Annotated in this window: 11 protein-coding genes; 7 read left to right on the forward strand and 4 right to left on the reverse strand. The window is 69.5% G+C overall.

The window, feature by feature from the left end; translation table 11 throughout:
* The first annotated feature begins 88 nt into the window (after positions 1-88).
* From mca to AB0F17_RS54805, 3 genes are read left to right on the forward strand one after another with little or no spacing between them, the layout of a single operon-like run.
* Positions 89-973, forward strand: a complete 885-nt coding sequence (gene mca, locus AB0F17_RS54795; RefSeq protein WP_358041541.1) for a mycothiol conjugate amidase Mca — start codon at positions 89-91, stop codon at positions 971-973.
* 34 nt (positions 974-1,007) lie between these two features.
* Entirely contained in the window at positions 1,008-1,172 is a 165-nt protein-coding gene (locus AB0F17_RS54800; protein ID WP_358041544.1) for a hypothetical protein, read from the forward strand.
* On the forward strand, positions 1,173-1,466 hold the full coding sequence (locus tag AB0F17_RS54805) for a GNAT family N-acetyltransferase (RefSeq protein WP_358041547.1): 294 nt from the start codon (positions 1,173-1,175) through the stop codon (positions 1,464-1,466).
* On the opposite strand, the gene AB0F17_RS54810 is transcribed toward AB0F17_RS54805, so the two are convergent.
* A complete protein-coding gene (locus tag AB0F17_RS54810; protein ID WP_358041550.1) occupies positions 1,452-2,603 on the reverse strand; it encodes a hypothetical protein in 1,152 nt (383 codons plus the stop codon). The two genes, AB0F17_RS54805 and AB0F17_RS54810, sit on opposite strands and share 15 nt — an antisense overlap.
* A 96-nt stretch (positions 2,604-2,699) precedes the next feature.
* Between AB0F17_RS54810 and AB0F17_RS54815 the strand changes: the two genes are divergently transcribed.
* Complete coding sequence (locus AB0F17_RS54815; RefSeq protein ID WP_358041552.1) at positions 2,700-4,664, forward strand: thioredoxin domain-containing protein; 1,965 nt, start codon at positions 2,700-2,702, stop codon at positions 4,662-4,664.
* Here the strand turns inward: AB0F17_RS54815 and AB0F17_RS54820 are convergent.
* Positions 4,650-6,749 (reverse strand): transglycosylase domain-containing protein, encoded by a 2,100-nt coding sequence (locus tag AB0F17_RS54820; protein ID WP_358041555.1) that lies wholly within the window; start codon positions 6,747-6,749, stop codon positions 4,650-4,652. The two genes, AB0F17_RS54815 and AB0F17_RS54820, sit on opposite strands and share 15 nt — an antisense overlap.
* Positions 6,750-6,874: 125 nt before the next feature.
* Positions 6,875-7,354, reverse strand: a complete 480-nt coding sequence (locus AB0F17_RS54825; RefSeq protein WP_358041558.1) for an Lrp/AsnC family transcriptional regulator — start codon at positions 7,352-7,354, stop codon at positions 6,875-6,877.
* 102 nt (positions 7,355-7,456) lie between these two features.
* Here AB0F17_RS54825 and hppD point away from each other — a divergent pair, with 102 nt between their 5' ends.
* Positions 7,457-8,566, forward strand: a complete 1,110-nt coding sequence (gene hppD, locus AB0F17_RS54830; RefSeq protein WP_358041561.1) for a 4-hydroxyphenylpyruvate dioxygenase — start codon at positions 7,457-7,459, stop codon at positions 8,564-8,566.
* A gap of 175 nt (positions 8,567-8,741) precedes the next feature.
* Entirely contained in the window at positions 8,742-10,139 is a 1,398-nt protein-coding gene (locus AB0F17_RS54835) for a M1 family metallopeptidase (RefSeq protein WP_358041563.1), read from the forward strand.
* Positions 10,140-10,154: 15 nt separating this feature from the next.
* On the opposite strand, the gene AB0F17_RS54840 is transcribed toward AB0F17_RS54835, so the two are convergent.
* Positions 10,155-11,339 (reverse strand): FIST N-terminal domain-containing protein, encoded by a 1,185-nt coding sequence (locus tag AB0F17_RS54840; protein ID WP_358041609.1) that lies wholly within the window; start codon positions 11,337-11,339, stop codon positions 10,155-10,157.
* Between the two features lie 171 nt (positions 11,340-11,510).
* Between AB0F17_RS54840 and AB0F17_RS54845 the strand changes: the two genes are divergently transcribed.
* On the forward strand, positions 11,511-12,902 hold the full coding sequence (locus AB0F17_RS54845; protein WP_358041566.1) for a sigma 54-interacting transcriptional regulator: 1,392 nt from the start codon (positions 11,511-11,513) through the stop codon (positions 12,900-12,902).
* Positions 12,903-12,944 lie beyond the last annotated feature (42 nt).

The following is a 12,944-nucleotide window of genomic DNA, read 5'->3' on the forward strand; positions in this document are numbered from 1 at the left end:
GCCCGTGGGGGTCACGCCCTCGCGACCGCCCAGCAGAACCTAACCTGTCTGGGCAAGTGATCGGTCCAACTGAGGAGACATCGAGCCCGTGAGTGCACCGTTGAGGCTGATGGCCGTCCACGCCCATCCTGACGACGAGTCGAGCAAGGGCGCCGCCACAATGGCGCGCTACGTCCGCGAAGGCGTGGAAGTGCTGGTCTGTACGCTCACCGGCGGTGAGCGCGGCTCGGTGCTCAACCCCAAGATGGACCGGCCGGAGATCGTCGACAACATCGGCGAGGTCCGCAAGGCCGAGATGGCCCGCGCGCGCGAGATCCTCGGCGTCCGGCAGGAGTTCATGGGCTTCATCGACTCCGGGCTGCCGGAGAGCGAGGAGGAGGAGCTGCCCGAGGGCTGCTTCGCGGTGCAGAAGCTCGAAGACGCCTCCGCGCCCCTTGTCGCCGCGGTGCGCGCGTTCAGGCCGCACGTCATCCTGACGTACGACGACGACGGCGGCTACCCGCACCCCGACCACATCATGACGAACAAGGTCTCCGTGGAGGCGTTCGAGGCGGCCGGCGACCCCGACCGCTATCCGGGCACGGGCGACCCGTGGCAGCCGCTGAAGCTCTACTACCAGATGGGCTTCACCAAGGAGCGGTTCGAGGCGCTGCACGAGGCGATGACCTCGCGCGGCATGGGCTCCCCCTACTCCGACTGGATCTCCCGCTGGGAGGACCGCCCCGCCAAGTGGCCGGTGACGACCCGGGTGCCCTGCGGCGACTACTTCGAGCTGCGGGACGAGGCGCTGCTCGCGCACGCCACCCAGGTGGACCCCGACGGCTTCTGGTTCGTCTGCCCGATCGACCTCCAGCGCGAGATCTGGCCGACCGAGGACTACCACCTGGCGCGCTCGCTGGTCGACACCGAGCTGCCGGAGGACGATCTGTTCGCGGGCATCCACGCCGAAGAGGTCTCCCCCGCCCACCACTGACCGGAGCATGACCCCTCGGTGGCAGACTGGACGAGTGACAGTTCTCGTAGCGGGTGATGTTAGTCCGGGCCTGCTCGGCTTCATCGTCGTCGCCTTCATCGGGGTCGCCCTGTACATCCTGATCAAATCGATGAACAAGCAGATGTCGAGGATCCAGGTACCCCGGGCGGCCGACATCGACGACAAGAAGGCCGAATAGATGCCGGTGGAAATAGTCGACAACACCGAGCACAGCCGGTTCGAGATCTTCGTGGACGGCGCGGTGGCCGGGTTCGCCGACTACCGGCTGCTGCCCACGAAGATCGTCTTCACGCACACCGAGGTGCAGCCCGCATACGAGGGCCAGGGCCTGGCGGGCAAGCTGGTCGGGCACGCGCTCGACGCGAGCAGGGACACCGGCCTGCGCGTGGTGCCGCTCTGCCCCTACGTCGCCCGATACATCGAGCGCCATCCCTCGTACAAAGACCTGGTCGACGACTCAGTCGGAGGGTGACCAGGCGCGTTCGAGCGCCTTCGGCAGCCCCCACCAGCCCAGCGGGGTGAGCACGTCGTCGGTGTCCACGACGCCCAGGTAGCCCCACAGGCTCACCACCGGCACGAACAGGCGCTCGGTGGCGTCGAGGTCGTCGGCGTCCTGGTCGTCGATGTCGATGTCCTCCGACTCGGCGATGAGGCGGGCCAGCCGCTCGGGCGAGGCGAGCACGCCGGGACCGAACCTGGTCAGGGCCGCCACCGCGGCCAGCCAGTCGGCGTGCTGGATGGCGCAGAGGTTGGCCAGCACGGAGTCCTCGTGGCTGAGGTCGCCGTCGAGGTCCGCGAACTCCTCCAGGCTGTCTCCGGCCTCCGACAGATCGGAGATGGGCCCGGCGATGCCGGCCGCCACCGACAGCCAGAGCTCTCCGTCGTCGTCGGGCATCGGCCGGTCGTCGAGCCCGGCGCAGGCCCGCAGCACGTTCGCCGGATAGCCGGGCAGGCCGAGCAGCTCGCGCAGCCGTATCCCGGCCCGCCGCAGCTCGACGGCGGGCAGCTCGGGCGGTTTGGGCAGCTCGGTGATGATCCGCCGCAGCTCGGCCAGCGCGAACGCCTCCTCCTCGTCCCAGGCGGCGAACAGTTCCTCGTCCTGCTCGTCACTGACCGCGAACCCGGGCACCCGGCCGTCGGGCTGCGGCGTGCTCAGCCAGCGTTCCTGCAGGTCCTCATACGTCCTGCGGGCCCCCGGATCACCCGCGACCAGCGCGTCGGGGTCGATCTCACCCTCGCTGACGCGTTCCTCCAGATACCGCACGAGCAGCGAGAACATCTCCTCGGCCACCGGCCCGCGCTCGTCCTCCTCCGGCCAGACGAAGTAACCGGGCGTCATCAGCATCGGCTCAGTGCCGGTCGACTCGACCCAGCGCTGCACGTCGCCGACCGTGGCGGCGCCCGATTCGATCATGCCGAGCGTCGACCGGGCCGACTCCCAGAACGCCAGCGAGAGCGGGTTGCCCGCGGCCATCAACGCGCGCCGCAGGTCGGGCAGCGCCACCAGCGCCACCCCTGAGGGCACGGCGAGCAGCGCGCGTGCCACATCCCTGCGGGTGAGGGCGGCGGCGGGGCGCCCCGCATGCGTGCACACGAAGTCCAGATCCACGCTCCGTAACCTACGCCCCCTCCGTCCCCACCACACGTGTTGCCGCCCACCCGGTGTCCGCCGGGCGTGGTCGTAGAGTGCTCGAAGGAGGACCTGATGAACCGCTTGAAGGACGCGACGAGCCCCTATCTGCTGCAACACGCGGACAACCCCGTCGACTGGCACCCCTGGGGCGAGGAGGCCTTCGCCGAGGCGCGACGGCGCGATGTGCCGCTGCTGATCAGCGTTGGTTACTCAGCGTGTCATTGGTGTCACGTAATGGCACACGAGAGCTTCGAGGACGCCGACACGGCCCGGTTGATGAACGAGCACTTCGTCAACATCAAGGTGGACCGCGAGGAGCGGCCCGACGTCGACGCCGTCTACATGACCGCCACCCAGGCCATGATCCGCCAGGGCGGCTGGCCGATGACGGTGTTCGCGACGCCGGAGGGTCACCCGTTCTACTGCGGCACCTACTTCCCGCGGCCCCAGTTCCAGCGGCTGCTCCGAGGTGTCCACGACGCGTGGACCGGCGACCGGGCGGCCGTGACGGAGCAGGGGTCGAAGGTGGTCGAGGCGCTCAACGCGCAGACGACGCTGCCCAGCGGGCCGCTGCCCGAAGAGGAGACGCTGACGCTGGCCGTGGCGAATCTGCGGGAGTCGTTCGACAAGGAGCGCGGCGGGTTCGGCGGGGCGCCCAAGTTCCCGCCGTCGATGGTGCTGGAGTTCCTGCTGCGCTCCAGGGAGACCGAGATGAGCGGCCGCACGCTGGACGCGATGGCGCGCGGCGGGATGTACGACCAGCTCGGCGGCGGTTTCGCCCGCTACAGCGTCGACGCGGGCTGGGTGGTGCCGCACTTCGAGAAGATGCTGTACGACAACGCGCTGCTGCTGCGCGTCTACACGCACTGGTGGAAGTCGAGCCGGGAGCCCCTCGCCCGCCGGGTCGCCCTGGAGACGGCCGACTGGCTGCTGCGCGAGATGCGCACCGCGGAGGGCGGCTTCGCCTCGGCGCTCGACGCCGACAGCGAGGGCGAGGAGGGCAGGTTCTACGTCTGGACGCCGGAGCAACTGCGCGAGGTGCTCGGCGACGACGACGGGGAATGGGCCACCCGGCTCTTCGAGGTGCGGGGCACGTTCGAGCACGGCACGTCCGTGCTGCAACTGCTCGCCGACCCGGACGACGCCGCGCGGTTCGACGACGTACGGGCCCGGCTGCTCACCGCCCGGGGCCGGCGGGTCCGCCCGGGACGTGACGACAAGGTGGTGGCCTCGTGGAACGGGCTGGCCATCGCCGCGCTGGCCGAGACCGGGACGGTGTTCGACCGGCCGGACCTGGTGGACGCCGCCCGGCAGGCGGCGGAGCTGCTCGAAGACGTGCACATGGACGGCGGCAGGCTGCTGCGGACCTCGCGCGACGGGCGGGCCGGCCGCAACGCCGGGGTGCTGGAGGACTACGCGAACCTGGCCGAGGGGCTGATCTCCCTCTACGGCGTGACCGGCGAGACGCGCTGGCACCGGCTGGCGGGCTCGCTGCTCGACACCGTGCTCGACCGGTTCGGCGACGACGCGGGCGGGTTCTACGACACGGCCGACGACGCCGAACGGCTGTTCCAGCGACCGCAGGATCCCACCGACAACGCGACCCCGTCGGGCCAGTACGCCGCGGCCGGGGCGCTGCTCGCCTACTCGGCGCTGACCGGGTCCGCGCGGCACCGTGAGGCCGCCTACGCGGCGCTGGGCACGGTGTCCGTGCTGGCCACCGGGCACGCGAGGTTCGCCGGCTGGGGGCTGGCCGTGGCGCGGGCGGCGCTCGACGGGCCGGTCGAGGTGGCGGTCGTCGGGCCGCCGGCCGATCCGCGTACGCGGGCGCTGCACCGCGAGGCGCTGCTGGCCGACGTTCCCGGCCTGGTCGTCGCGCTGGGTGACGGCGAAGGTGGGCCACCGGAGGGCCCCGCGCTGCTGGAGGGTCGCGGGACGGTCGGCGGATCCCCTGCCGCTTACGTGTGCCGGGGCTTCACCTGCCGGATGCCCGTCACCACCCCCGAGGAGCTGCGGGCCGAGCTAGCCGGCCGGTGACCGGCCGCCGAGGTCGGTCGCGTCGGGCCCGGTCGTGGGAACGGCCGGGTCGCCGGTGGGCTGGCCGGTGTCGGTCTGCTGCGCCGGATCCTGGGTGACGGAGTCCTGCGTGGTGGGCGCCTCCGTGACCGACGGCTCGGGGGCGTCGGGGGTGGACGTGGCCCACGGGTCGGATTGCTGGGTCTGGCGCGGTTCCTGCGGCGTGTCCTGCTGCTGGTCGGGACGGCCCCAGTCGGAGCCGTAGCCGTAGTCGGACGGCTCCGGGAACTCGATGACGGGCTTGTTCGCCATGGCCTCGGTCATGAACGCCCGCCAGATCTGGGCGGGCAACTGGCCGCCGAACTGCACCCCGTAGCCGGGGACCTCGACCGGCTTGTTGTCGTCGCGGAACATGTCGACCGCGACGGCGAGCTGCGGCGTGAAGCCGTTGAACCAGACCGCCTTGGAGCTGTCCGTGGTGCCGGTCTTGCCGGCCACCGGCCGGTCGTACAGCCTGGCCGCGGTGCCCGTGCCGTACTTGACGACCTGCTGCATGGCGTACGTGGTGTCGGCGGCGGCCTGCTCGCTGACCACCTGGGTCGAGGTGGGATCGACCACGTCCTTCTTGCTGTTGGGGGCGGTCACCGACCTCACGACGTGCGCCTCCATGTGGACGCCGCCGTTGGCGAAGGTGGAGAAGCCGGAGGCGTTCTGCACGGCGCTCACCGAGGCGACGCCGAGCGGGAACGTGGCGGCCGACTGGTGCTGCTTGAGCTGCGCCTCCGGGATGCCGGCCGCCTCCGCGGTGGCGGCCACCTTGTCGAGGCCGACCTTCTGGCCGAGGTCGACGAACGCAGTGTTGACGGAGTTCTGGGTGGCGCTGATCAGGTTGATCTCACCGTAGGAGCGGTCGCTGTCGTTCGGGATGGGCTTGGTGGCCGAGGCCACGCGCATCGGCGAGTTGCCGTTGACCCGGGTGGACAGGTCGAAGCCGTTGTTGAGCGCGGCGGCCAGCGTGTACGGCTTGAAGGTGGAGCCCGCCATCACCTTGGCCGAGAAGGCGTTGTCGTACTCGGAGCGGTCGGGACGGCCGCCGTAGAAGGCGACGACCTCGCCGGTGGCCGGATCGACGGCGGCCAGCCCGGTGCGCACCTTCTTGGGCGTCGCTTCGGGCAGCACGCTCTTGACCGCGCTCTCGGCCGCCTGCATGAGCTTCTTGTCGAACGTCGTGACGACCCTGAGCCCGCCGCCGTTGATGTCCTCGTCGGTGTAGCCACGCCGGTTCAGCTCGGCGGTGACCTGGTCGAGCATGTACTGGGCCTGGCCCTTGAGCTCGAACGGCCGCTTCGGCGCCTTCAGCGCCGGGAACGTCTGGGCGGCGGCCTGCTCGGCGGTGAGCGAGCCGGTCTGGCGCATGGCGTCGATCACGGCCTGCCAGCGGGCCTTGGCGGCGTCGAGGTCGGCGCCCTTGGGGTCGGCGAAGCGGCTGGGCTGCTGGATCACCGCGGCCAGGTAGGCGCCCTCGGCCACGCTCAGCTTGTCGACGTTCTTGCCGAAGTACGCCTGCGCGGCCGCCTGGGCACCGTTGGCGCCGCGGCCGAAGTAGATCGTGTTGAGGTACTGCTCAAGGACCCAGTCCTTGGACTTGGACTGGTCGACCTTGATGGAGATCATGATCTCCTTGAACTTGCGGGTGATGGACCGCTCCTGGCTGAGGCCGCTGTAGTAGTTGCGGACCAGCTGCTGGGTGATCGTCGAGCCGCCCTGGAGCTGCTGCCCGGAGACGGTGGACCACACGGCCCGCGCGGTGCCCTTGACGGACACGCCGCCGTCCTCGTAGAACGAGCGGTTCTCGGCCGCTATCACCGCGTCGCGCACGTGCTGGGGCACCTTGGCCAGCGGGACGGTCCTGCGGTCGATGCCCTTCTTCGCGAGCACGGTCTTGCCGTCGCGGTAGTAGATCACCGACCCCTGGGCCGTGGCCTCTTTCTGCGTGCTGTCGGGGATCGGGGTCATCGCCCACGCGACGGCGAACAGGCCTATGGCCAAGACGATCCCGGCGCCGAAGACGATCAAAAGGCGTCGAAGGATCCGCCGCTTCCCCATGTCCTTTTCACCACCACTCCGCACCCACAACCCCCGATCAAACCCCGCCAAACCCCCGTTAGCTGGGAGAATGTCAAGGCTAAGCGATCGATACCGGTGCCTCATCCCCTCCCGCGATAGTACGACTAGCGCGTAACGCGCTGCGGAACATTCGCCACCAATGGCAATACGCGGTAGGGAACAGGTGTGTCGAGGACGATGATCGACGAAGTCCTGAGAACACCCTGAACCTCGACGATCCGATCGATCACCCGCTGCAGATCGGCGTTCGTCCGGGCCACCACCCGGCAGAGCAGGTCGCTGCCGCCCGTGATCGTGTGGACCTCCAGCACCTCGGGGATGTGGGCCAGCCGGTGCGCCACCGGGTCGTGCCCGGCGACCTGCCTGATCTCCATCGTCACGAACGCGGTGACGTCGTAGCCGAGCGCCTCGGGCGACACGTCGGGCCCGAACCCGGTGATCACCCCCCTGTCGATCAGCCGGTCGAGCCGGGCCTGCACGGTGCCGCGGGCCACGCCGAGCCGGCGCGAGCACTCCAACACGCCCAGGCGCGGCTCGGCGGCGAGCAGCGCGATCAGCCGGGCGTCCAGTTGGTCGATCGTCATGGTGTACAGATCTCCCGATCATTCGCGGTGAAGGCTATGCAGATTGTCCAGTCTACAAAGGCGCTGTTGCACAACTCGTCTACAGAATTCGAGGATTGGTGCATGAGCGATGTTTTTCCGGTTAACGGGATGGACGCCGTGGTGTTCGCCGTGGGCAACGCCAGGCAGGCGGCTCACTACTACTCGACCGCGTTCGGCATGCGGCTGGTGGCCTATCGCGGGCCGGAGAACGGCAGCCGCGACGAGGTGGGCTACGTGCTGACCTCGGGGGGCGCCAGGTTCGAGTTCAGGGCCTCGGTCCGGCCCGGGACCGAGCTGGCCGGGCACGTCGCCGAGCACGGCGACGGGGTGATCGACCTGGCCATCGAGGTGCCGGACGTGGAGGGCGCCTACCGGCACGCCGTGGAGCAGGGGGCCCGCGGGCTGGCGGAGCCGTACACGCTGGAGGACGAGCGGGGCAAGGTGGTGCTCGCGGCGATCGCCACCTACGGCGAGACGCGGCACACGCTCGTCGACAGGTCCAACTACAGCGGCGCCTACCTGCCCGGCTACGTGCCCGCCGAGCCGCTCGTCGCCCCGCCCGCGACCAGGACCGGGCGGCTGTTCCAGGCCATCGACCACTGTGTGGGCAACGTCGAGCTGGGCCGGATGGACGAATGGGTGGAGTTCTACAAGAACGTGATGGGCTTCACCAACATGGCGGAGTTCGTCGGCGACGACATCGCCACCGAGTATTCGGCGCTGATGTCCAAGGTCGTGGCCGACGGGACCCGCAAGGTCAAGTTCCCGCTGAACGAGCCGGCCGTGAGCCGCAGGAAGTCGCAGATCGACGAGTATCTGGAGTTCTACCGAGGGCCGGGCGTGCAGCACGTCGCGCTGGCCACCAACGACATCCTGACCACGGTCGACCACATGCGCGCGGCCGGCGTGAGCTTCCTCGACACGCCCGACTCCTACTACGACGACCCCGAGCTGCGGGCCCGCATCGGGCAGGTCAGGGCCCCGATCGAGGAGCTGAGGAAGCGCAGGATCCTGGTCGACCGAGACGAGGACGGTTACCTGCTGCAGATCTTCACCAAGCCGGTGCAGGACCGGCCCACCGTCTTCTTCGAGCTCATCGAGCGGCACGGCTCGCTCGGGTTCGGCAAGGGCAACTTCAAGGCGCTGTTCGAGGCGATCGAGCGGGAGCAGGAGCGCAGGGGCAACCTTTAGCGCGCTCCGGCCGCCACACGCGTCTCCTCGACCTAGGCTGGATTCTGTTCGACCCCCCGCGAGCAGGCTTTGCCCGGCAAAGCCGCGAAGACGGTCGTGGTCGACGCCTGACTCCGCGTAGAATTCCGGTTACTTAGCGAAGGGGAGAGCGCAGCCTATGGGGTTTGACCAGCGCGTGGTCGCTTCGTTTATGGCGCTGCTGAGCATGCTCGCCTGCGCGCCGTCCGAGGGGGCCATCGTCCCGGCATCCTCAGGCAGCCGGCAGCCGAACGCGAGCATGGGCGCGCCCGGCATCGGCGACCCCGACTTCCCCCTTGACGGCAACGGCGGCTACGACGTCTCCCACTACGGCCTCGTGATCGGCTACACGCCGAGCAGCAAGCAGCTCGACGGCGTGACGACGATCGACGCCACGACCACGCAGCCGCTCTCACGCTTCAACCTCGACCTGTCCGGTCTCAAGGTGAGCGATGTCACGGTCAACGGGGAGAAGGCCGTCTTCTCGCGCACCGGCAGCGAGCTGAGCGTGCTGCCCGCGACGCCGCTCGGCGACAAAGCCGCGTTCACCGTCAAGGTGACCTACGCCGGGGTGCCCCAACCGGTGAAGGACTCCTCCAACCTGGGCACCTTCGGCTTCATCCCGACGGCCGACGGCGCGTTCGTGGCCTGCGAGCCCGACGGCGCCAAGACCTGGTACCCAGCCAACGACCACCCCGCCGACAAGGCGTCCTACGACTTCACCATCACCGTGCCCCAGGGCGTGACCGCGCTGGCCAACGGCGAGCAGGTCGGCGAGCCCACGACCGCGGACGGCAAGACCACGTTCCGGTGGCGCGAGCGGCATCCGATGGTGAGCTATCTCGCCACGGCCACGATCGGCAAGTTCGAGCTGCGCAAGGGCCACACGCCGGGCGGCATCCCCAACCTCGCGGCGGCCGACCCCAAGCACCGCGGCTCGCTCAACAATCTCTTCAACGTCTCGGGCGAGGTCACCGACTACTGGAGCAAGGTCTTCGGGCCTTACCCGTTCTCCTCCACAGGCGGCATGATCGACGACTTCTCGGCCGGCTACGCCCTGGAGAACCAGACCAAGCCCCTCTACGGCGGCTTCGCCCCCGACGAGAGCATCATCGCGCACGAGCTGGCCCACCAGTGGTTCGGCGACAGCCTGAGCATCAAGCGCTGGCGGGACCTCTGGCTCAACGAGGGCTTCGCCACCTATGCCGAGTGGCTCTGGGCCGAGCACAAGGGCACCAACACCGCCGACCGGCTCTTCCAGACCTTCCACTCCCGCCCCGCGACCGACCCGATATGGAAATATCCGCCCGGCCGCGCCCAGGCGCGTGACCTGTTCAACGACTCGGTCTACACCCGGGGCGGGATGACCCTTCACGCCCTGCGCAAGGCCATCGGCGACGAGACCTTCTTCAAGCTGCTGAAGACCTGGACGGCCGACCACAAATACGGCACGGTCACCACGGAGGAGTTCATCGCGCTGGCGGAGAAGCTCTCGGGCAGGGATCTGACGTCGCTGTTCAACGCCTGGCTCTTCCTTCCGACCAAGCCCGACTGACGTCGAGCGCGCGGATCACGGGCCGCCCGCCCCACTCGAGGGCGTGGAGAAGACCAGGACGGACGCCGTGAACCCGTGCACGTGGTTCTGGCCGCCGACCGGGCCGACCTCGCCGGCGGCGAAGAAGCCCGCGACCCCGATCGGCCCGAGCGTGTCGCGCAGCGCCACCGGATCGTGGTCGGCGGTGCCGAACATCGCCGAGCCCCGGCCGTTGCAGGAGAACAACAGCGCGCCGTCGATCCGGCCGAGCTCCTCCCGGTGCGCGTCGAGCAGGTCGTAGAGGTCCTCGTCGGCCGTGGCGGCGTCGCGCACGTGGAAGCGCACGGTCCTGCCGACGTCCACGACGTCGCCGATGGCCACGGCCTCACGTTCCGGGTCGATCCCGATCACGCCCCTGATGAGGAAGTCGCCTCGTTCGTGCCGTTCGGCGTACTCGTCCATGGCCACGCCGATCTGCAGACCGGCGGCGACCAGCTCGCGGTCGTCCTCGTCGAGCTCGCTGACGATGTCCTCCAGCCGGGCCAGGGCCGGCTGGCCGGCCAGCTCCAGCAGCAGGTTCTCCTCGGAACGGGTGACGACCATGGTCGGGCCGATCGGCCGGCACCCCTGGCTGACCACCGTGCTGACCCGCACGGAGCCACTGAGCAGCACGCCGATCGCGCCCTCGGTGTAGATCTCACCGTCGGCGAAGAGCCGGACGGAGCCGCGGCCCCGCAACCCGTTGGCCAGCCCGCCGATCAACGGCAGGTTGCCCAGCACGTCCGCCGAACGCTCCACGAACGCGTCCGTGGGAAAGGTGTACGGGTCCGCCAGCAGGATCGCCACGTGATCGTCCGACGTCCGCTCGGGCAGCCCCACCACCACGAACCGATCCTCGGCGGTCAGCGTCTCCAGCGCGAACGTGGTCAGCTCGGCCCCGTCCAGCGTGGCCGCCCACGCGCTCACGGCGGACGTCAGCTCGACCCCCTGCCCGTCACCGATCACGCCGGTGGCGCTGCATCCGATCACGTGGGCCTCGGGGGCCAGTCTCATCGCGCGCTCCCCCGCCCTGGCGACGTCGTCGGGGTCGTCGCCGCAGATGAAGAAGCACACCAGGTCCGCCTCGCCGCTGAGCCGCGACAGGGCCTGACCGACAGCACGCTCCGCGGCCTCCACCAGGTCGGAACCTACGGCGAGACCGTCGGCGAAGCGGCTCGTCATCACAGCCACGGATCTCGCCTCCTCGGCGGGTCGAAGTTCCCTAGGAACGGATTCTCCCCATTAAAGGAACAAGCACGCGCACGAACCGTCACGCAATAGTCAAGATCCGAAATCTCCGCCAGATGGGAAACTGTCTGCCGCAGTGGTCCCGGGGGACGTAGTCTCGTTCCCGTGCATCAGCCTCTAAATCTCCGCGAGCTGCGAGAGAGCGGTCACGTTCATCGCACCGTGAAAGCAGAGGTCCGCGAAAATCTGCTGGCCAAGCTGCGAGCAGGTGAGCCCCGTTTTCCAGGCATCGTGGGCTTCGACGACTCCGTCCTGCCCCATTTGGAGCGGGCGCTACTCGCCGGGCACGACCTCGTCCTGCTCGGTGAGCGGGGCCAGGGCAAGACCCGACTCATCCGCACCGTTACCGGCCTGCTCGACGAGTGGACTCCGGTGGTCGACGGGTGCGAGATCAACGACCATCCGTACGCGCCGGCCTGTACGCGCTGCCTCGCCCTCGCCCGGGAGCTGGGCGACGAGCTGCCTGTGGCGTGGAAGCATCGCGACGAGCGCTACGGCGAGAAGCTCGCGACGCCCGACACCTCCGTCGGCGACCTGATCGGCGACGTCGACCCGATCAAGATCGCCGAGGGCCGGACGCTCGGCGACCCGGAGACCGTCCACTACGGGCTGGTGCCCCGCACCAACCGGGGCGTGTTCTCCGTCAACGAGCTGCCCGACCTGGCCGAGCGCATCCAGGTGTCACTGCTCAACGTGCTGGAGGAGCGCGACATCCAGGTGCGCGGCTACAACCTGCGCCTGCCGCTCGACATCCTGCTCATCGCCAGCGCCAACCCCGAGGACTACACCAACAGGGGCCGGATCATCACCCCGCTGAAGGACCGCTTCGGCGCCGAGATCCGCACCCACTACCCGCTGACGGTCGAGGACGAGCTGGTGCTCATCCGCCAGGAGTCCATGCCGGACATCGGGGCCGACATCCCCGAGCACCTGGTCGAAGTGATCGCCCGGTTCACCCGCCTGGTCCGCGAGTCCACGGCGGTCGACGCCCGTTCGGGCGTGTCCGCGCGGTTCTCGATCGCGGCCGCCGAGACCGCCATGGCCTCCGCCGTACGCAGGGCGGCGATCGCCGGCGAGGAGCAGGCCGTCGCCCGCGTCTGCGACCTGGCCAGCGTCGTCCACAGCCTGCGCGGCAAGGTGGAGTTCGAGGTCAGCGAGGAGGGCAGGGAGACCGAGATCCTCTCCCACCTGCTCCGCCGGGCCACGGCCGAGACGTTCAGGAGCCGGTTGGGCGGGATGGACCTGTCGGCGCTGACGGACAAGTTCGCCGAGGGCAACCAGGTGGAGTCCGGCGAGCTGATCCCGGCCGCCGAGCTGCTGCGCCGCATCGGCCCGGTCAGCGGCCTGGCGAAGGTCATGTCGCGGCTGGGCATGGGCGCGGGCGAGGAGTCGCCGGGCCACGCGGCGGCCGCGCTGGAGTTCGCCCTGGAGGGCCTGTACCTCATGCGCCGCCTGTCCAAGGAAGACCTGGACGGAGTCACCGTCTACCGGACATGAACAAAAGGGCGGTCTCGCGCGTCGAATGTGATGATCAATCAC

It is taken from the genome of Nonomuraea sp. NPDC026600, from assembly GCF_040638335.1.
Classification (GTDB): Bacteria; Actinomycetota; Actinomycetes; order Streptosporangiales; family Streptosporangiaceae; genus Nonomuraea.